This is a genomic window from Serratia proteamaculans (assembly GCF_008830365.1).
Classification (GTDB): domain Bacteria; phylum Pseudomonadota; class Gammaproteobacteria; order Enterobacterales; family Enterobacteriaceae; genus Serratia; species Serratia proteamaculans.
The window spans coordinates 1,204,975-1,224,659 of record NZ_WBKI01000001.1 but is presented as its reverse complement, the minus strand read 5'-3'; the positions used below and the strand labels follow the sequence as shown (position 1 = coordinate 1,224,659).

Annotated in this window: 16 protein-coding genes; 13 read left to right on the top strand and 3 right to left on the bottom strand. The window is 58.3% G+C overall.

All coding sequences use genetic code 11. The annotated features are described in order from the left end of the window. Positions 1–42: 42 nt before the first annotated feature. From F8R23_RS05815 to F8R23_RS05760, 12 genes are all read left to right on the top strand, one after another. Complete coding sequence (locus tag F8R23_RS05815) at positions 43–3,819, top strand: nitrate reductase subunit alpha (protein WP_129934333.1); 3,777 nt, start codon at positions 43–45, stop codon at positions 3,817–3,819. Next, positions 3,816–5,360 (top strand): nitrate reductase subunit beta, encoded by a 1,545-nt coding sequence (gene narH / locus F8R23_RS05810; protein ID WP_085117243.1) that lies wholly within the window; start codon positions 3,816–3,818, stop codon positions 5,358–5,360. The genes F8R23_RS05815 and narH overlap by 4 nt, the downstream gene beginning before the upstream one ends. Continuing rightward, positions 5,357–6,079 (top strand): nitrate reductase molybdenum cofactor assembly chaperone, encoded by a 723-nt coding sequence (gene narJ / locus F8R23_RS05805; protein WP_151415378.1) that lies wholly within the window; start codon positions 5,357–5,359, stop codon positions 6,077–6,079. Before narH ends, narJ begins: the two co-directional genes overlap by 4 nt. A gap of 2 nt (positions 6,080–6,081) precedes the next feature. Beyond that, positions 6,082–6,759, top strand: a complete 678-nt coding sequence (narI, locus tag F8R23_RS05800) for a respiratory nitrate reductase subunit gamma (RefSeq protein ID WP_129934334.1) — start codon at positions 6,082–6,084, stop codon at positions 6,757–6,759. A 576-nt stretch (positions 6,760–7,335) separates the two neighbouring features. Continuing rightward, entirely contained in the window at positions 7,336–8,343 is a 1,008-nt protein-coding gene (locus F8R23_RS05795) for a 3-oxoacyl-[acyl-carrier-protein] synthase III C-terminal domain-containing protein (RefSeq protein WP_112349694.1), read from the top strand. Beyond that, positions 8,340–9,356 (top strand): NAD-dependent epimerase/dehydratase family protein, encoded by a 1,017-nt coding sequence (locus tag F8R23_RS05790; RefSeq protein WP_129938253.1) that lies wholly within the window; start codon positions 8,340–8,342, stop codon positions 9,354–9,356. The genes F8R23_RS05795 and F8R23_RS05790 overlap by 4 nt, the downstream gene beginning before the upstream one ends. Beyond that, a complete protein-coding gene (locus F8R23_RS05785) occupies positions 9,349–10,155 on the top strand; it encodes an MBL fold metallo-hydrolase (RefSeq protein WP_112349696.1) in 807 nt (268 codons plus the stop codon). The genes F8R23_RS05790 and F8R23_RS05785 overlap by 8 nt, the downstream gene beginning before the upstream one ends. Next, positions 10,152–11,435, top strand: a complete 1,284-nt coding sequence (locus F8R23_RS05780; protein ID WP_129934337.1) for a F390 synthetase-related protein — start codon at positions 10,152–10,154, stop codon at positions 11,433–11,435. The genes F8R23_RS05785 and F8R23_RS05780 overlap by 4 nt, the downstream gene beginning before the upstream one ends. Then, positions 11,435–12,052 carry a phosphatase PAP2 family protein gene (locus tag F8R23_RS05775; protein ID WP_129935145.1) on the top strand — a complete coding sequence of 206 codons (618 nt, stop codon included), beginning with the start codon at positions 11,435–11,437 and terminating at the stop codon, positions 12,050–12,052. Before F8R23_RS05780 ends, F8R23_RS05775 begins: the two co-directional genes overlap by 1 nt. Further along, positions 12,049–13,182 carry a sterol desaturase family protein gene (locus F8R23_RS05770; protein ID WP_129938251.1) on the top strand — a complete coding sequence of 378 codons (1,134 nt, stop codon included), beginning with the start codon at positions 12,049–12,051 and terminating at the stop codon, positions 13,180–13,182. The genes F8R23_RS05775 and F8R23_RS05770 overlap by 4 nt, the downstream gene beginning before the upstream one ends. Beyond that, positions 13,175–14,257 (top strand): fatty acid desaturase family protein, encoded by a 1,083-nt coding sequence (locus tag F8R23_RS05765; RefSeq protein ID WP_151415377.1) that lies wholly within the window; start codon positions 13,175–13,177, stop codon positions 14,255–14,257. Before F8R23_RS05770 ends, F8R23_RS05765 begins: the two co-directional genes overlap by 8 nt. Next, positions 14,254–15,339, top strand: coding sequence for a fatty acid desaturase family protein (locus F8R23_RS05760; protein ID WP_129934340.1), 1,086 nt, complete (start codon positions 14,254–14,256; stop codon positions 15,337–15,339). The genes F8R23_RS05765 and F8R23_RS05760 overlap by 4 nt, the downstream gene beginning before the upstream one ends. Positions 15,340–15,401: 62 nt before the next feature. On the opposite strand, the gene F8R23_RS05755 is transcribed toward F8R23_RS05760, so the two are convergent. The 3 genes from F8R23_RS05755 to F8R23_RS05745 are packed head-to-tail and all read right to left on the bottom strand — an operon-like array spanning position 15,402 to position 17,976. Beyond that, the gene (locus tag F8R23_RS05755; RefSeq protein ID WP_085117222.1) at positions 15,402–15,551 is read right to left on the bottom strand and encodes a DUF2474 domain-containing protein; all 150 of its coding nucleotides are present in this window, start codon (positions 15,549–15,551) and stop codon (positions 15,402–15,404) included. A gap of 14 nt (positions 15,552–15,565) precedes the next feature. Continuing rightward, complete coding sequence (gene cydB / locus F8R23_RS05750) at positions 15,566–16,573, bottom strand: cytochrome d ubiquinol oxidase subunit II (RefSeq protein ID WP_129934341.1); 1,008 nt, start codon at positions 16,571–16,573, stop codon at positions 15,566–15,568. A gap of 2 nt (positions 16,574–16,575) precedes the next feature. Then, positions 16,576–17,976 carry a cytochrome ubiquinol oxidase subunit I gene (locus F8R23_RS05745; protein WP_085117220.1) on the bottom strand — a complete coding sequence of 467 codons (1,401 nt, stop codon included), beginning with the start codon at positions 17,974–17,976 and terminating at the stop codon, positions 16,576–16,578. 144 nt (positions 17,977–18,120) lie between these two features. On the opposite strand from F8R23_RS05745, the gene F8R23_RS05740 reads away from it, so the two are divergent. Beyond that, positions 18,121–19,539, top strand: coding sequence for an aminotransferase-like domain-containing protein (locus F8R23_RS05740; protein WP_151415376.1), 1,419 nt, complete (start codon positions 18,121–18,123; stop codon positions 19,537–19,539). Positions 19,540–19,685: the final 146 nt, after the last annotated feature.

Here is a 19,685-nt window from a genome sequence, read left to right as displayed (position 1 = left end):
TGTCACTTCATATAACAATGAAAGCCTTCAGGAGAATTCCGGATGAGCAAGTTTCTAGACCGATTCCGCTATTTTAAGCAGTTGGCGGAACCCTTTTCTGGCGAACATGGCCAGACGCTGAACACCAACCGCGACTGGGAAGACGGCTACCGCAGCCGTTGGCAGCACGACAAGATTGTGCGATCCACCCATGGGGTGAACTGCACCGGCTCCTGTAGCTGGAAGATTTATGTGAAAAACGGTCTGGTTACCTGGGAAACCCAGCAAACCGACTACCCGCGTACCCGCCCAGACCTACCCAACCATGAACCGCGCGGCTGTCCACGCGGCGCCAGTTATTCCTGGTATCTGTACAGCGCCAACCGCCTGAAATACCCGCTGATGCGTAAACGCCTGATCAAACTGTGGCGCGAGGCCAAGGCGCTGCATAGCGATCCGGTTGATGCCTGGGGCTCGATCGTCAGCGATGCAGAAAAATCCAAAAGCTACAAAGTCGCGCGCGGACGCGGTGGTTTTGTCCGCTCCAGCTGGCAGGAAGTGAACGAACTGATCGCCGCCTCTAACGTCTATACCGCCAAAACCTTCGGCCCCGACCGTATCATCGGCTTCTCACCGATCCCGGCGATGTCGATGGTGTCTTACGCCGCCGGGGCTCGCTATCTGTCGCTGATTGGCGGCACCTGCCTGAGCTTCTACGACTGGTATTGCGACTTGCCACCGGCCTCGCCAATGACTTGGGGCGAGCAGACCGACGTGCCGGAATCGGCCGACTGGTACAACTCCTCCTACATCATCGCCTGGGGCTCTAACGTGCCGCAGACGCGTACCCCGGACGCCCACTTCTTCACCGAAGTCCGCTACAAAGGCACCAAAACCGTAGCGGTAACGCCGGACTACGCCGAAGTCGCCAAACTCTGTGACCAATGGCTGAACCCAAAACAGGGCACTGACAGCGCCATGGCGTTGGCGATGGGGCACGTGATGCTCAAAGAGTTCCACCTGGATCGTGAGGTGGGCTACTTCCGCGACTACGTGCGTCGCTACACCGATATGCCAATGCTGGTGCTACTGGAGCCGCGCGAAGAAGGGCATTACGCCGCAGGTCGCCTGCTGCGTGCCGCCGATCTGGTCGATGGCCTGGGGCAGGAAAATAACCCCGAGTGGAAAACCGTCGCTATAGATCAACGCAGCGGCGAACTGGTGGCCCCGCAGGGGTCGATCGGTTTCCGTTGGGGCGAGCAGGGCAAATGGAACCTGGAACAGCGCGCCGGTGAAGATCAGCAGGAAGTCGAGTTGCAACTCAGCCTGCTGGGCGCACACGACGAGGTGGCCGAAGTGGGCTTCCCTTACTTTGGCGGCATCAAAAGCGGCGGTGCCGAGAGCGAACACTTCAACAGCGTGGCGCTGGACGAGATCCTGCTGCACAAGCTGCCGGTAAAACGCCTGCGTCTGGCGGACGGCAGCGAAGCGCTGGTGACCAGCGTTTACGATTTGACCCTGGCCAACTACGGCCTCGAACGTGGTCTGGACGACGCCAACTGCGCCACCGATTACGACGACGTCAAAGCCTATACTCCGGCCTGGGCCGAGCAGATCACCGGCGTGTCGCGCCACAACATTATCCGCATCGCCCGTGAGTTTGCCGACAACGCCGAGAAAACCCATGGCCGTTCGATGATTATCGTCGGCGCCGGTGTCAACCACTGGTATCACATGGACATGACCTACCGTGGACTGATCAATATGCTGATTTTCTGCGGCTGCGTCGGCCAGAGCGGTGGTGGCTGGGCGCACTACGTCGGCCAGGAAAAGCTGCGCCCGCAGACCGGTTGGCTGCCGCTGGCGTTTGGCCTCGACTGGCAACGCCCGCCGCGCCATATGAACAGCACCTCGTTCTTCTACAACCACTCCAGCCAGTGGCGCTATGAAACCGTCGGCACCGAAGAGCTGCTGTCGCCATTGGCGGACAAGACCCGCTTTGGCGGAAGCCTGATTGACCTTAACGTGCGCGCCGAGCGTATGGGCTGGCTGCCGTCAGCTCCCCAGTTGGGTACCAACCCGCTGCATTTGGCGGCACAGGCGAAAGCCGCCGGTCAGTCGCCGCTGGACTTCACCGTTGAAGGGCTGAAAAAAGGCAGCCTGAACTTCGCCGCCGAACAACCGGACAACCCCCAGAACTTCCCGCGCAATCTGTTCGTTTGGCGTTCCAACCTGCTGGGCTCATCCGGCAAGGGCCACGAGTACATGCTTAAATACCTGCTGGGTACCGAAAACGGCATTCAGGGCAAGGATCTGGGCCAACAAGGTGGTGCCAAACCTGAGGAAGTAGAATGGCTGGATAACGGCGGTGAAGGCAAGCTGGATCTGGTGGTGACGCTTGATTTCCGCATGTCCAGCACCTGTCTTTATTCCGACATCGTGCTGCCGACCGCCACCTGGTACGAAAAAGACGATATGAATACCTCGGATATGCATCCGTTTATTCACCCGCTGTCGGCGGCGGTTGATCCGGCCTGGGACTCGAAAAGTGACTGGGAGATTTACAAAGGCATCGCCAAAGCCTTCTCCGAAGTTTGCGTCGGGCATCTGGGCCAGGAGACCGACGTGGTGACGCTGCCGATCCAGCATGATTCGGCCGCCGAGCTGGCGCAGCCTTACGGTGTCAAAGACTGGAAAAAAGGCGAGTGCGATCTGATCCCCGGCAAAACCGCGCCGCACATCATGGTGGTAGAACGTGATTATCCAGCCATCTATGAGCGTTTCACTTCGCTGGGGCCGCTGCTGGATAAGCTGGGCAACGGCGGCAAAGGCATCAGTTGGAACACCCAGACTGAAGTCGACTTCCTGAAAAAACTCAACTACGTCAAGACGGAAGGCCCGGCCGCTGGCCGACCGAAGATTGAAACCGCCATTGATGCTGCCGAGGTGATCCTGGCGCTGGCACCGGAAACCAACGGACAGGTTGCGGTCAAGGCATGGGACGCGCTGGGCAAGATGACCGGTCGCGATCACCGCCATCTGGCGCTGAACAAGGAAGACGAAAAAATCCGCTTCCGCGATATTCAGGCCCAGCCGCGCAAAATCATATCCAGCCCGACCTGGTCAGGGTTAGAAGACGAACATGTGTCGTATAACGCCTGTTATACCAATGTGCACGAGCTGATCCCATGGCGCACCATCAGCGGCCGCCAGCAGCTGTACCAGGATCATGAATGGATGCGTGCCTTTGGCGAGAGCCTGCTGGTGTATCGTCCACCGATCGACACCCGGGCCGCGCAGCCGTTGCTGAACCAGAAGCCGAACGGCAATAAAGAGAAGGCACTGAACTTCCTGACGCCGCACCAGAAGTGGGGTATTCACTCCACCTACAGTGACAACCTGCTGATGCTGACCCTGTCGCGCGGCGGGCCGATCGTCTGGATGAGTGAGGACGACGCCAAAGACCTGGGCATTGAGGACAACGACTGGATCGAAGCCTTTAACGCCAACGGCGCGCTCACTGCGCGGGCGGTGGTTAGCCAGCGTATTCCGGCCGGCATGACCATGATGTACCACGCGCAGGAACGCATCGTGAATATTCCCGGCTCGGAAATCACCAGCCAACGCGGCGGCATCCACAACTCGGTGACCCGCGTCTGCCCGAAACCGACCCATATGATCGGCGGTTACGCCCAACTGGCTTACGGTTTCAACTATTACGGCACCGTCGGCTCCAACCGCGACGAGTTTGTGGTGGTGCGCAAGATGAACCGCATCGACTGGTTAGATGGTGAAGGTAACGACGACTCGCAGGGCAGCCAGCAGGAGAAAGCAAAATGAAAATTCGTTCACAAGTCGGCATGGTGCTGAATCTGGACAAATGCATCGGTTGCCACACCTGTTCGGTGACCTGCAAGAACGTCTGGACCAGCCGCGAAGGCATGGAGTACGCCTGGTTCAACAACGTGGAAAGCAAGCCCGGCGTCGGTTATCCGCACGCCTGGGAAGATCAGGAAAAGTGGAAGGGCGGTTGGATCCGTAAAATCAACGGCAAGCTGGAGCCACGCATGGGTGGCCGTGTTGGCCTGCTGTCGAAGATTTTCGCCAACCCAGACGTCCCGGCGCTGGACGACTACTACGAGCCGTTCGACTACGACTATCAGAACCTGCATACCGCGCCGCAGGGCAAGCATCAGCCGATCGCCCGGCCGCGCTCGCTGATCACCGGCCAGCGCATGAAGAAGATTGAAAATGGTCCGAACTGGGAAGAGATCCTCGGCGGTGAATTCTCCAAGCGCTCGAAGGATAAAAACTTCGACAATATGCAAAAGGAGATGTACGGCCAGTTCGAAAACACCTTCATGATGTATCTGCCGCGCCTGTGCGAACACTGCCTCAACCCGGCCTGCGTCGCGACCTGTCCGAGCGGGGCTATCTACAAGCGCGGTGAAGACGGTATTGTGCTTATCGATCAGGATAAATGCCGCGGCTGGCGCATGTGCCTGACCGGCTGTCCGTACAAGAAAATCTATTTCAACTGGAAGAGCGGCAAGTCCGAGAAGTGCATCTTCTGCTACCCGCGCATCGAATCCGGCCAGCCAACGGTGTGTTCGGAAACCTGCGTCGGCCGTATCCGCTATCTTGGCGTGCTGCTGTATGACGCCGACCGTATCGAGCAGGCGGCGGCGGTCGAAAACGACAAAGATCTGTACCAGAGCCAACTGGATATTTTCCTCGATCCGCATGACCCGGCGGTGATTGCCCAGGCGTTGGCGGATGGCATCCCACAAGGGGTGATCGAATCTGCCCAGCAGTCGCCGGTATACAAAATGGCGATGGACTGGAAGCTGGCACTGCCGCTGCACCCGGAATACCGCACGCTGCCGATGGTGTGGTATGTGCCGCCGCTGTCACCGATTCAATCCGCCGCCGATGCCGGTGAGCTGGCGCATAGCGGCGTACTGCCGGACGTGGAGAGCCTGCGTATTCCGGTGCAATACCTCGCCAATCTGTTGACCGCCGGTGATACCGCCCCAGTGCTGTTGGCGCTCAAGCGCATGCTGGCGATGCGCCACTACAAACGTGCGGAAACCGTTGATGGCGTGCTGGACACCAGCGCCCTGGAACAGGTGGGGCTGAGTGAAGCTCAGGCGCAGGAGATGTATCGTTATTTGGCGATTGCCAACTACGAAGACCGCTTTGTGATCCCGTCCAGCCATCGTGAACTGGCGCGTGAGGCCTTCCCGGAAAGCAAAGGCTGCGGCTTCAGCTTTGGCGATGGTTGCCACGGCAGCGACGGTAAATTCAATCTGTTCAACAGCCGCCGCATTGATGCCATTGATGTGACGAAAAAAACGCCTCGTCAGGAGGATGCCTCATGATCAGCCTGAAAGTGATTGCCCGCCTGCTGGACTACCCGGAGCAGGCATTGTTTGACCATCAGCAGGCGCTGGTGGAAGCGCTGGAACCGGCCAGCGAACTGGATTTGCATCACAGCGCACAGCTGATCCTGCTTATTCGCCGTTTTTGCGCCCGCCCGTTGCTGGATGTGCAGGCCGAATACTGCGAGCTGTTCGACCGTGGCCGCGCCACCTCGCTGTTGCTGTTTGAACATGTGCACGGTGAATCACGCGATCGCGGCCAGGCCATGGTCGATCTGATGGCGCAATACCGCGAAGCCGGGCTGGAGATTGACTGCCGAGAACTGCCGGACTTCTTGCCGTTATACCTGGAGTATCTCGCCAGCCGCAGCAAGGAACAGGCCGCCGGAGGGCTGCAGGATATCGCGCCAATCCTGGCACTGCTGGGTGCACGGTTACAGCAGCGGGAAAGTCCGTATGCGGTGCTGTTTGATCTGCTGTTGGCGCTGTCCGGCAGTGAAGTTCAGGCACAGGCGTTGGAGTCCCAGGTAGCAAAAGAAGCCCGCGATGACACGCCGCAGGCGCTGGACGCGGTATGGGAAGAGGAACAGGTTAAGTTCCTCGGCGAGCAGGGCTGCGCTTCGGCGCAGCAGGCGGCGCACCAACGGCGCTTTGCCGGCGCGGTGGCACCGCAATACCTGGACCTGACGGATGCGCTAACCGGAACCAAAGGACGCTAATCATGCAATTTTTAAATCAGTTCTTTTTCGATATTTACCCCTATCTGGCGGGTGCGGTTTTCCTGATCGGCAGTTGGCTGCGCTACGATTACGGGCAATACACCTGGCGCGCCGGATCCAGCCAGATGCTGGATAAAAAGGGCATGCGGTTGGCTTCCAACCTGTTCCATATCGGCATTTTGGGCATCTTTGCCGGGCACTTCCTCGGCATGCTGACGCCGCACTGGATGTATGAGTCTTTCCTGCCGATTGATGTGAAACAGAAGCTGGCGATGATCGCCGGGGGGGCCTGCGGCGTAATGACCTTGATCGGCGGTGCGCTGTTGCTGAAACGCCGTCTGACCAACCCGCGGGTGCGGGCGACCAGCAGCTTTGCCGATATCATGATCCTGGCCTTGCTGGTGGTGCAGGTGTGCCTCGGTCTGCTGACCATTCCGTTCTCCGCCCAACATATGGACGGCAGCGAGATGATGAAGCTGGTGGGGTGGGCACAGGCGGTGGTGACCTTCCATGCTGGTGCGTCAGAACATCTGGTGGGGGTTGCGCCGATCTTTAAACTGCATATGGTGTTGGGCATGACGCTGTTCGTGTTGTTCCCGTTCTGCCGCCTGGTGCATATCTGGAGTGTGCCGGTGGAATACCTGACCCGCCGCTACCAACTGGTGCGTAACCGCCGCTGAGGGTATTTCTTCTCGCTTTAAAGCCCATTCGGCGGACTCTTTTCCGTCAATGGGCTTTTTATTGATCATGTTTGGCACTCCCTGCAATGGTCAGAGTCGGTCAGGGGTTTTGCCTTTCTTGGTTTTTTATCCCGCAATAGCGGGCTCAGACCATCCTGACCCGGCAGCAGCAACAGGGTATTTAATTCACACAACCTGCTGAATTTGCGAAGTGTTACGCAGTTCACTAATCTAACAATCCTTACTGCTAATGTAAGCTTTACCCAGTGAGTCCAACGGGTCGACGCAACGCTATCCTTAAATAAGGAGGGACGTTGCCATGAGTACCCAGAACCAACAGCCGCGCCAAATAATTCCCGCCGATTTGCCCATTCTTGCTTCCTTGCCGTAAACTTGCTATCTCAGTATGGTTACAATTATTCGTCGGCGGCTGCCGGCAGTTTGCAGTGCATAACAACAATCAATAGCCCCTGTTTGCGGGCACTTTGGGATTTAAAACCGGGGATGACTCGCCGCTGCCTGCTGGGTTGCGCCGGGAGATCGCTTTATGGATATTCAGGTTAGTTAACAATAATAATGACAACACAATCTTGTTCTCTCGCGTTACTGCCTCTGAAAGTCATCGCTACGGGGGCCGCGTTGCCGCCTAACCGTGTCGATTCCTCCACACTGGACAGCCTGCTGCGCAAGCCGCTTGGCTACGTCGAAAAACGTTCCGGCATCAGTTACCGTTTTCACGCTGCGGATGATGCCAGCCAGGCTGAACTGGCGGTCGCCGCACTGCAGGATGCTATAACCCGTGGCCGCCTCGAGGCACAAACAATCGATCTGCTGATTTCCGCGTCAGCGATCTCAGTGCAGGCGCTGCCTTGCACCGCTGCACACATTCTTAAAGTGGCCGGCCTGGCACCGGGCACCGCCGGTTTTGACATCAACAGCAGCTGCGTCAGCTTTATCTCCGCCATGCAGGTGGCCGCCGGGCTGTTGAATGCCGGTACCTACCGGCGTATTGCCATTGTCTCTGCCGATTTGGCTTCACGCGGGATTGACTGGGATCACGAAGAATCCTCGCTGATTTTTGGCGACGGTGCGGCCTGTGCCATCGTCGAGCGTGGCGACGGCACCAGCGGTATTTTGGCGAGCCTGGTTGAAACCTATCCTGAAGGCAGTGAGCTATGTGAGATCCGCGCCGGTGGTACGCGGCGCAACCCACGCGCTGGTATGAGTAACAGCGATTTCCTGTTCCATATGCAGGGCAAAAAATTGTTCCGTCAGGCGTCGGCGTTGATCGAAGACTACCTTGACCGTTTGTTGGCGGCCAGTGGCCTGACGTTAGCGCAGATCGCCACGGTGGTGCCGCATCAGGCGAGCCACCTGTCGCTCGAACATATGCGCAAGCGGCTGCACGTTTCTGCCGAGGTTTTGGTGGATATCTATCGTTATCACGGCAATCAGGTGGCGGCCTCTATCCCCACGGCACTGCACGCTGCGGTCACCAGCGGGCGTTTTAATCCCGGCAAACCGGTGATGTTGATCGGCACCGCCGCCGGGCTGTCGCTGGCCGGTATGGTGTTGCTGCCATGAGGGTGCTGGTCACCGGAGCCACCAGTGGGCTGGGACGTAACGCGGCGCAGTGGCTGCTGGAGGCGGGCCATCAGGTTCATGCCACCGGGCGTGACAGCCGTGCCGGGCAGGAACTGCGTCGGTTGGGGGCTGAGTTCACTCCGCTAGACCTGACTCAGGCGACGGAGGAACAGTGCTGCCAACTGATGGCTGGTTGCGATTGGGTCTGGCACTGCGCGGCAAAATCTTCCCCCTGGGGCAGCAAGAGCGAGTTTCATCAGGCCAACGTGGCCGCGACCGAAAAGCTGGCGCAGGCGGCGGGGCACTGTGGCATCCGGCGTTTTATTCATATCTCCACGCCGGCGATCTATTTTGATTTTCAGCCGCACCAGAATATCGATGAAGAGTGTCGCGCCCGACGTTTCGCCAATCATTACGCCGCCAGCAAATATGCCGCGGAGCAACGGCTGCAGGCGCTGGTGCCGCGCTACCCGCAAACTACCTATATTATTCTGCGCCCCAGAGGGCTGTTCGGTCCGCACGACCGGGTGATTGTGCCGCGGCTGCTGCAACAGCTGGAACGCGATAGCGGGGTGCTACGGTTGCCCGGCGGTGGTAAAGCGCTGCTGGATTTGACCTTCGTGCTGAACGTGGTACATGCGATGGACCTGGCCAGCCGTCAGCAGCCACTGCCTTCCGGTGCGGCTTACAACATCACCAATCATCAACCACAGCGGCTGGCGGATATGCTGGATGCACTGCTGCACCGGCAGTTGGGGTTGCGCTACCGGCTGCAGGCTGTGCCATACCCCTTGTTGCAGGTGCTGGCCGGGGGGCTGGAGCTGCTGGCCCATTTCACCGGCAAAGAGCCCCTGCTGACGCGCTACAGCGTGGCAGCTGTGTATTTCGATATGACGTTGAGCCAAACCCGAGCCGTGGAGCAACTGGGTTACCGGCCGTGTTATTCGATGGAAGAGGGGATCCGCATTACCGGAGAGTGGCTTAAACGGCAGGGAGATGTGCCCCATGGCTAAAGTTACCGCTTTTGAAGTGGGATACTGCACCCATATCGGTTGCATGGCGCTACGGGGTGCAGGTTTCCGGGTGTGCAAATTCCCGGCTCGGGCCTATTTACTGGAAGTGGGGGACCGCCGTTGGCTGTGGGATACCGGCTATGCACAGTATTTCCAACAGCAGACGCAGTCCGGCATTTTCCGTATTTACCGGCAAATGACGCCGGTGTATTTCGATCCCCGTGAGTCGCTGAATCAACAGTTGTTAGCCGCCGGTTACGCCGCTAATGACATACAGGCGCTGATTGTTTCGCACTTTCACGCCGACCATATTGCCGGGCTGCGTGATTTTAACCATCTCGATTTTATCTGCTCAGGCGAAGGCTGGCGGCAAACCCGGCCATTGCGTGGTTTCGCGGCGTTAAAACGCGCTTTTATCCCCGGACTGATCCCTGAAGATTTTGAGAGTGGCCTGCAGTTTATCGAAGGTTTCCCTGAGGTAAGCTTGCCTACGTTGCTGGCACCTTTCGAACGTGGCTATGCGCTGCCGGGCAGTGAAGGGCAGATCCTGCTGGTCGATTTGCCGGGGCATGCGGCGGGTCATATTGGCGCCTTTATTCTCACCGATGACGGCTGGACGCTATTGGCCAGCGACGCGGCCTGGTCGCCGCTCAGTTATCAGCAGTTGCGCGGTCCTTCACGGTTAGCCAATCTGGTGATGGACGATGCCAACGCCTATTACCACACGCTGGAACGGTTGAATCAGCTATGGGAGAGCGGTAATGCGAATATTTTGCTGTGTCATGAGGGGGATTTATGATCCCGCTGATGACGCTGTGGCATTACTTCCGTGCCCGGCGCTTAACCTTTGACGATCGTCAGTCTCTGGAGGCTTACCAGGCCAAAAGGCTAAAGCGTTTTGCTCGACGCGTGCTGACCAAAAGCCCTTATTTCAGCCGTTTCAACCGGCAAGCCATCGCCACCTGGCCGCAGATGGACAAGGCGCTGATGATGGAACAATTCGACCAAATGAACACCGCCGGGCTGCAGCGCGATCAATTACTGGCCTGCGCGCGACGCAGTGAGCAACAGCGGGATTTCAGCCCGAAAATCGGCAAATACAGCGTGGGTCTGTCATCGGGCACTTCCGGCCAGCGCGGTATTTTTGTCGTCAGTCCGCATGAGCAAAGCGTCTGGGCTGGTGGCATGCTGGCGAAAATGTTGCCGGAGGGGCTGTTTGCCGGTGAGCGCGTCGCGCTGTTTCTGCGAGCGGATAATAACCTGTATCACAGCGTCAACAACCGCTGGCTGAGCCTGGAGTTTTACGATCTTTTCGCCCCCTTTGCCGAGCAACTCTCGCGGCTGGAGCAGCAGGCACCGACCATCATTGTCGCACCCGCACAGGTGCTGCGCGCATTGGCGTTGGCGGTGCTGGCCCAGCAGATTCGGCTCAAGGTCAAAAAAGTGATTTCAGTGGCCGAGGTGCTGGAAGATCAAGACCGGCAACTGCTGGCGCAGGTGTTTCCGACGGTGGGTGAGGTGTATCAGGCCACTGAGGGGTTCCTGGCCGCCACCTGTGCGCACGGCACCCTGCACCTGAACGAAGAGTTTTTGCATATTGAACCTCAGTGGATTGATGAGCAGCGCTTCACGCCATTGATCACCGACTTTACCCGCAGTACGCAGCCGATCGTCCGCTACCGACTGGACGACGTGCTGGTCAGGCAGACGGAGCCTTGCCCTTGTGGGCAGTCGTCGATGGCTATTGCGCGTATTGAAGGACGGCGTGACGATCAACTGATGCTGCCGGATGCCTTTGGCCAGCCGCAGGTGGTGTTTGCCGATCTGTGTAGCCGGGCGATCGCCAATGCGCTGCCGCTAACCAGCGATTACCGCCTGGTTCAGTCCGGGGAACGGCAGTTGCAATTGATGGCCGATTGCAGTGAAGCTGAACTGGCGCATTGTCAGACGCAGCTGTCAGCCTTGTTTGAACGTCAGGGCATCGACAGCGCTGGCCTGGAGTGGCAACTGAAGGTGCAGGCGGTGATGCCGCAGTTTGATCGCAAGAGAAGGCGGATTATCCGGCAGGTGGCCGAATGATGAAAATGCTGGCGTACCGGCTGTGGCAAATGCTGTTGGGCTGGGGGTTTGTCGGGGTCATCTATAGCTTGACCGATCGCCTGCAGGGCTCAGGAACACTGCTCCCCCCTTCGGCGATTGACCGTTGGATCCCGTTCAGTCCGATGGCCATTTGGCTGTACCTGTCTTTCTTTATCATTATCCCGCTCGGTTATCTGCTGGCACCGATGCCACGGGTGAAATGGTTGCGTACAGCGATGCAACTGACGGCGCTGGGGGCCGGGGCGGTCTATTTGTGGTGGCCGACCACTATGGCTTATCCGCAAGACAGCGGGGTCGGTGTGAGTTCAAAACTGCTGGCGGCGCTGACCCAGGTGGATTCGTTGCAAAACTGCCTGCCGTCGCTACATATGGCGTTGACGGTGCTGGCGGTGTGGGCACTGAGCGATCGACTGCGTAAAGTGAGAACCGCGCTGTTGATGCTGTGGGCGCTGGCGATTGCCTTTTCCATTCTGCAGCTGCGCCGCCATCTGCTGGTCGATCTGGCCAGTGGGGCATTGCTGGCGTTTTTAGCCGGCTGGCTGGCGCAGCGCATAGAAAATTGGCGGCGTGACGCCGTCACAGGAGAGATAGGATGAGCGAACTGGCGATGCCCATCGTGTTCATGCTGTTTGTCGTCATTGGTGAGGCCCTGGTGCTGCAGTATGCGCAGCGGCGGCAGGTCAACTGGCACGATCTGGTGTTCAATCTGAACTCCGGCCATATCATGCTGTGGCTGTTCCGCGGTCTGGAGATCACCTGCTACGGCTATGTGGCGGCGCATTTCAGCCTGGATTTGCTGAGCGACTGGCCGCCGGTGCTGATGTGGCTGTTTGCCCTGCTGGCGTGGGACTTCGGCTTTTATTGGCTGCATCGCTTGCACCACTATCTGCGCGTGCTGTGGGCGGTGCATGTGGTGCACCATCAGGGCGAGCATTTCAATTTATCGCTGGGGGTGCGCAATTCCTGGTACTCGTCGCTGACCTCGATCCCGTTCTTTCTTCTGTTGGCACTGCTGGGTGTGCCGCTGTCGGTGTTTGTCACGGTCTCGATCCTGCATTACAGCATCCAATTGTTTAACCATAATGCGTTGACCCCCAAACTCGGCTGGCTGGAACACATTCTGGTTACGCCGGCGCATCACCGGGTGCATCACGTTAAAGACATGGCCTATTCGAACAAGAACTTCGGCGGCAGCTTTATTTTTTGGGACAAACTGTTCGGCACTTTTTGTCCGAGCCTGCCGCAAACGCCGTTTGTGTATGGTGTTAGCGGCGATAAGCCTTCTGCCAATCCGTTTTGGGCCAGCAATCTGCCATTCCTGCGTTATTTCCGTCTGCGCTGGCGACCGAAGATGAGCAGCGGTGGTTTCCGCTACTCGGCGCTTAGCGTGTTTAGCGGTGCGATGCTGCTGTTTACCCTGGTGATTGGCTATGTTTACCAGTACGGCTATGGCTACAGCGATATCAGCTGGCCGCAAATGGCGCTGCTGGTGTTGCTGGCGCTGGGGTCGATGGCGCTGGGCGGCATGACCGAAGGGCACCGTTGGGCGATTGTCGTCTGGTTGTTGATGACGCTAAGCCTCCCGCTGTTGTTTATTGGTTATCTGGGCTGGCCGCAGCTTTACTGGCAGGTTGCGATGGGCATAACCGCCTTGCACGGCGTTTGTGCGACATTGGGCTGGGGCCGGACGAGCGCTCCGGCACCGGTGGAGGAACCCTATGGCTGACTCACTGGCTCCGCTGAAGTTTCCCGCCGACGGCGAACAGGCATTTCATCGCGATCTCAAGCGGGCGGCTCATGCCTATTTGGCCGAGGATCATCGTTATGCCGACGGTTGGCGGTTAGCCAAGGCGGCGGCGCTGCTGGTACTGTGTGTGGGTTTTTATGTGCTGGGCCTGATGCAGCATCAGCCGTGGGCGTTTTTCGGCTGTTATTTCCTGTTTGTGATGATGGGTATGCTGCTCAACGTGAATGTGAATCACGATGCCTCGCATAATGCTTTTCTGCGCGCCCCCTGGGCCAACCGGTTGGTAGGGCGGCTGGTGACGCTGCCGTTGGGGGTGGATCCGGATTATTGGCGGGTGCGACATGTGGAATATCACCACGTTTATGCCAACGTCGAGCACTATGATCTGGATACCGAAGAGAACGGTTTCTTCCGTCAGACGCCGTTTCAGCGCTGGCGTAAACATATGCGCTATCAGCACCTGTACTGGCCGTTGATCGCCGCACTCTCCTTGCCCTACATCGCCTGGATATTTGACTGGTCGGATCGTTTGGGTAAAACCCCGCTGCATGAAAAGAATATTTTACCGGGCCGTAGCGGTTGGGCGGTGTTTATCCTATGCAAAATCGGTCATTTGGTGTTGGTACTGGCTCTGCCGCTGGTACTGTGCCAGCAGAACGGTATCGGCTGGCAGTGGGTGCTGCTGGCCTACACCGTCAGCCAGATGTGCGCCTCGTTGTTGGTGGTGTTCTTGCTGCTGGGCACCCATTGGGCGCAGGCCGAGTTTTACGCTGTGCCGGAAGGCGGGTGTATGCCGCACGGTTGGTATCGGCATAATTTCGCGACCGCCTGTGACTGGCAGACCTCCCCGCGAGGGTTACAGCACCTGACCGGCGGCCTGAATTATCACCTGACTCACCATCTGTTTCCCGGCTGGAATCATCGCCATTATCCGGCGTTGGCCGGCATAGTGGCGCAGTTGGCGGCGCAGCACGGCATGGAATACCGCTGTATCGGCTACCGCGAGCTGCTGGCACAGCAACAGCAATTCTTACGCCGGATGGGGCAGCCATGAAGCCATTGCGCCCATTGGCCTTCAAGCCGGATGACACCGGGCTGCATCGTGCGTTGATGCAGGCAGCGCAGGGCTATCTGGCCGACAATCGCGACCATCGGTTTGCCGACGGTGGCATGCTGGTGAAGGTGCTGCTCTTGCTGGCGCTGTGTGCGCTCTGTTACGGGCTGAGCCTGCAGCAACAGAGCTTTTGGGCATTCTTTACCTGCTACTTCGGTTTCATTTTTATCGGTATGTTTCTTACGGTGAATGTGGTGCACGACGCGTCGCACAACGCGTTTTTCAGGCAACCCTGGGCCAATCGCTGGCTGAATTGCCTGGTGAGTATTCCGCTAGGATTAGATCCCGATTGCTGGCGGGTACGGCACGTTATTTTTCACCACGCACACAACAATATTGAGCATTACGATCCCGATATCGACGCCAATGGCGTGCTGCGGCAAACGCCGTTTCAGCGTTGGCGGCCCTTTATGCGAGCGCAGCGCTTTTATTGGCCGCTGGTGGCGGCGATGACCTTTCCGTATTACATCTGGCTGTTCGACTGGTTGGATCGGGCGGGAAGGACCCGGGTCAGGGCGAGGATGGCGCAGCAGGGTGTGCGTGGCTGGAGTGTTTTTCTGGCGGGCAAAGCGGCACACCTGATCCTGGCGCTGGCGATCCCGTGCTATCTGTTGCCTCCGGCGATTGGCGTGGGGCAAATCCTGCTGGTTTACCTGCTGAGCCAGATGCTGTCTTCATTGTTGTTTGTGATGTTGATTATTGGCACTCACTGGGCCAAGGCGAAATTTTATCAGGCACCGGAACAGGGGGCGTTAGCGCACGGCTGGTATCACCATGTGTTCGCCACCACCTTTGACTGGTTCCCCCGGCCGCGTTGGCTGGGCTATTGGTTGGGTGGTGCTAATCTGCACCTGACGCACCATTTATTTCCGCACTGGAGTCACCGGCATTACCCGGCGTTGAGCCGCATTATTGCTGAAGTGGCACCGCGCTTTGGTATCGACTATCGGGTACTGGAACTGGGGGAGTTGTTGCGTCTGCAACAGCGCTTTCTCAGCGCGATGGGGCGTAAACCGCTGTAGTGATTTTAGCGTGGGCGGGGTATTGCCCACGCTAATGTTCTCTTTGCCAGACAACGTCTGGGTTAGTGCGATCTCATGCCCGCGGCGTTCATCAACAGGCGGAACAGCGAGGCGACGGCGAACAGCCCCAGCACGCTGGCACTCCAGATCACCACCAGCCAGCCGACGCGTTTCCACCAGGGTGCCGGTGCGGGTGCGGTTTTATCCTGCATAGTTTGCTCCCTCATCAGTGATAGCCATGCTCATGGCTGACCTTGCCGCGGAACACGTAGTAGCTCCAGAAGGTATAAACCAAAATAATCGGAATGATAAACAGCGCACCCACTAGCATAAAGCCAAGGCTTTGCGGCGGTGCGGCAGCTTGCCACAGGGTGATAGACGGCGGGATAAGAAGCGGCCAGATGCTGATGCCCAATCCACTCAGACCGAGGAACACCAGCAGCAGGGTTAGCAGGAACGGTGAGTAGTGCGCCGCATTTTTCACCCCATGCTGAATGCCCCAGGCGCTGAGCAGCACCAGGATCGGCACCGGCAACAGCACAAACAGATTCGGCAGTGAGAACCAGCGGGTGGCGATCTCCGGGTGAGCAATCGGCGTCCAGATACTGACCACTGCCAACACCAGCAGCAGGGTAGCCAACAGTGGTGTTGCCAGCCGGTACATGCGGGCCTGCAGGTCACCGGCGGTTTTCATCACCAGCCAGGTGCAGCCGAGTAACGCATAGGTCACCACCAGCCCCAGTCCGCAGAACAGCGCAAACGGCGTCAGCCAGTCGAGGGCGCCACCGGCATAGGTGCGGCCGTTGACCGGGAAACCCTTGATGATGGCACCCACTACCACTCCCTGACTGAAGGTGGCGAAGAGGGAGCCCCAGATAAACGCCTTGTCCCAAATGTGGCGTTTTTCCGCCGTGGCCTTAAAGCGGAACTCAAAGGCCACGCCGCGAAAGATCAACCCAAACAGCATCAGCGTCAGCGGAATAGCCAGCGCGTCGAGGATCACCGCGTAAGCCAGCGGGAAGGCGCCAAACAGCGCCGCACCACCCAGCACCAGCCAGGTTTCATTGCCGTCCCAGACCGGGGCGACGGTGTTCATCATCACATCACGGTCACCGCTGTCCTTAACCCAAGGGAACAGGATGCCGATACCTAAATCAAAGCCGTCCATTACCACGTACATCATGGTGCTGAAGACGATGATCACAAACCAAATCAACGGAAGGTCAATGCCCATACTCAGCTCCTGTCATCCAGAGTTTCTTTCACCGCAGACAGCGGACGCGCCGGTCGGCCTTCGGTGTCATCTTCGTGGCCTTCATGTTGCTGTGGCCCTTTACGGATCAACCGCATCATGTAGGAGTAGCCCACGCCGAACACCGAACAGTAGACGATGATAAATGCCAGCAGGCTGATGCTCATGTGCAGGTCACCGTGTGCGGAGACCGCATCCTTGGTGCGCAGCAGGCCATACACCACCCACGGCTGACGGCCAATTTCGGTAGTGAACCAGCCCGCCAGCAGGGCCAGCAGCCCGGAAGGACCCATCCACAGGATGAAGTAAAGGAAGGGGCGGGACTGATAGAGGCCGCCGCGCCAACGCAGCCATAGGCTCCAGACCCCGGCGAGGATCATCAACATACCCAGTGCCACCATAATGCGGAACGACCAGAACACCACGGTGGAGTTAGGGCGGTCCTCAGGCGGGAAGGATTTCAGCGCCGGTACTTGCTCGGTCAGGCTGTGGGTCAGGATCAGGCTACCCAGGTAGGGCACCTCCAGCTTGAAGCGGGTTTCCTCGCGTTGCATATCAGGCCAGCCGAACAGGATCAGCGGGGTGGCTTCACCCGGTGCATTTTCCCAGTGACCTTCGATAGCGGCAATTTTTGCCGGCTGATATTTCAGCGTATTCAGGCCGTGGGCATCGCCGATCATCGCCTGTATCGGCGCGACAATCAGTGCCATCCACATCGCCATCGACAGCATTTTGCGCATCGCCGGAGTATCGCGCCCGCGCAGCAGGTGCCAGGCAGCGGAAGCACTGACAAAGAACGCCGAAGACAGGAAGGCGGCAGTGGACATATGCAACAGTCGGTACGGGAATGACGGGTTAAAAATTACTTTCAGCCAGTCGACCGGCACCACCTGGCCGTTAATGATTTCGTGACCCTGCGGCGTTTGCATCCAGCTGTTGGACGCCAGGATCCAGAAGGTGGAAATTAGCGTACCCAGCGCCACCATGCAGGTAGCGAAGAAGTGCAGGCCAGGGCCGACGCGGTTCCAGCCGAACAGCATCACCCCGAGAAAACCGGCTTCCAGGAAGAAGGCGGTCAGCACTTCATAGGTCAGCAAAGGGCCGGTGATACTGCCGGCAAACTCGGAGAAAAAGCTCCAGTTGGTGCCGAACTGATAGGCCATTACCAGGCCGGAAACCACGCCCATGCCGAAGTTGACGGCGAAAATTTTGGACCAGAAATGATAAAGATCGCGGTAGGTTTCGTTACGGGTTTTCAGCCACAACCCTTCCAGCACCGCCAGGTAACTGGCCAGGCCGATGGTTATCGCCGGAAAAATGATATGGAAAGAAACGGTGAAGGCGAACTGTATTCTGGCAAGTTCCAGTGCATCAAGACCCAGCATGGCGCCTCCTTGGGTTGTACATAAAATGGCCTCTTCAGTATAGCGGTAATTTTTCTCTCGAAAGCTTGGCGCCAAGTTAAGCACGGAGTACAGTGACTATAATAGTGACAGTTATTTCACTTTTTCATATAACAGTTAGGGCCTATGACCAGATACGAGCAGCTTGCACAACAGATTCGTGAACAGATCCAGAACCGGGTATGGCGGGCGGGGGACAAGTTACCGTCGCTGCGTGAAAGCGGCAAACGCGCCGGGCTGAGCCTGATGACGGTGGTGCAGTCGTATCAATTGCTGGAGAGTCAGGGCTGGATCGTCGCGCGGCCGCAGTCCGGTTATTACGTGGCGGCACGCCCGCAGCCGCTGCCGCAGCCGGTACACGGCGAGAAGCTGTTACTGAGCGAGCAGGTGGATATCAACACCTTTATTTTTGATGTGCTGCAGGCGTGCCAGGATCCGGAGATTGTGCCTTTTGGTTCGGCGTTTCCCGACGCCACTTTGTTTGCCCAACCGAAGCTGGCGCGCGCGCTGAGCAGCGTGGCGCGCAAGTTTACGCCGCACAGCTCACTGGCCAACCTGCCGCCCGGCAATGAAGCGCTACGCCGCCACATTGCCCAGCGTTATGCCCTGAGCGGCATGCAGGTGGCGCCGGACGAAATCGTGATTACCGCCGGGGCGATGGAGTCTCTGAGCCTCAGCCTGCAGGCGGTGACCCAGCCGGGAGATTACGTGGCGATCGAGTCACCGGCGTTTTATGGCGCGTTGCAGGCACTGGAGCGGCTGCGCTTGAAGGCGGTGGCGATTGCCACGCATCCGCAGGACGGTATCGATCTGGGCGCACTGGCGCAGGCGCTGGAGCAGTATCCGATCAAAGCCTGTTGGCTGATGACCCACTTTCAAAACCCGCTGGGGGCCAGCCTGTCGGACGACAACAAGCAGCGGCTGGTGAACTTACTGCGAGAGCGGCAGATTTCCCTGATTGAGGACGACGTTTATGGCGAGCTGTATTTCAGCGCTGAACGGCCGCAGCCGGCCAAGGCGTGGGACAGCGAAGGGCAGATCCTGCACTGTTCGTCATTCTCCAAATGCCTGGCACCGGGCTTTCGTGTCGGTTGGGTGGCGGCGGGGCGCTACGCGCAGCAGATCCAGCGGTTGCAACTGATGAGCACCGTATCGACCAGCGTACCTACCCAGTTGGCGATTGCCGACTATCTGCTCCACGGCGGCTACGACACCCACCTGCGACGTTTGCGCCGCTTGCTGGCGCAGCGCCAAAGCATCATGCGTCAGGCGATCGCCCACCATTTTCCGCCTACCGTCAAAGTCAGCCAGCCCGATGGTGGCTATTTCCTGTGGCTGGAGCTGGATCCCGCGCTGTCGTCGATGGAGCTGTATCAGCGTGCGCTGGTATTGGGGGTGAGTATTGCGCCGGGTCGGATGTTCACCACCGGCGACCATTTCAACCACTGCTTCCGCCTGAACGCCTCTTTTGACTGGAGTGACAAGCACGAGGCGGCGATCAAAACCTTAGCCAAACTTATCCGGCAGCTCGAACCGACAGGCTGAGCCGGACGGATTGGCCGGGTATCGCAATAGAAAAATTCATAATGCTTTTTTCGGCAATGGAATGCCGGTTTCGTTGTTAGACAGCCCTCCGGCTGCCCATTACTCTTCGATAAATTTTGTCACATTTTATCAACGGGTAGACAAGG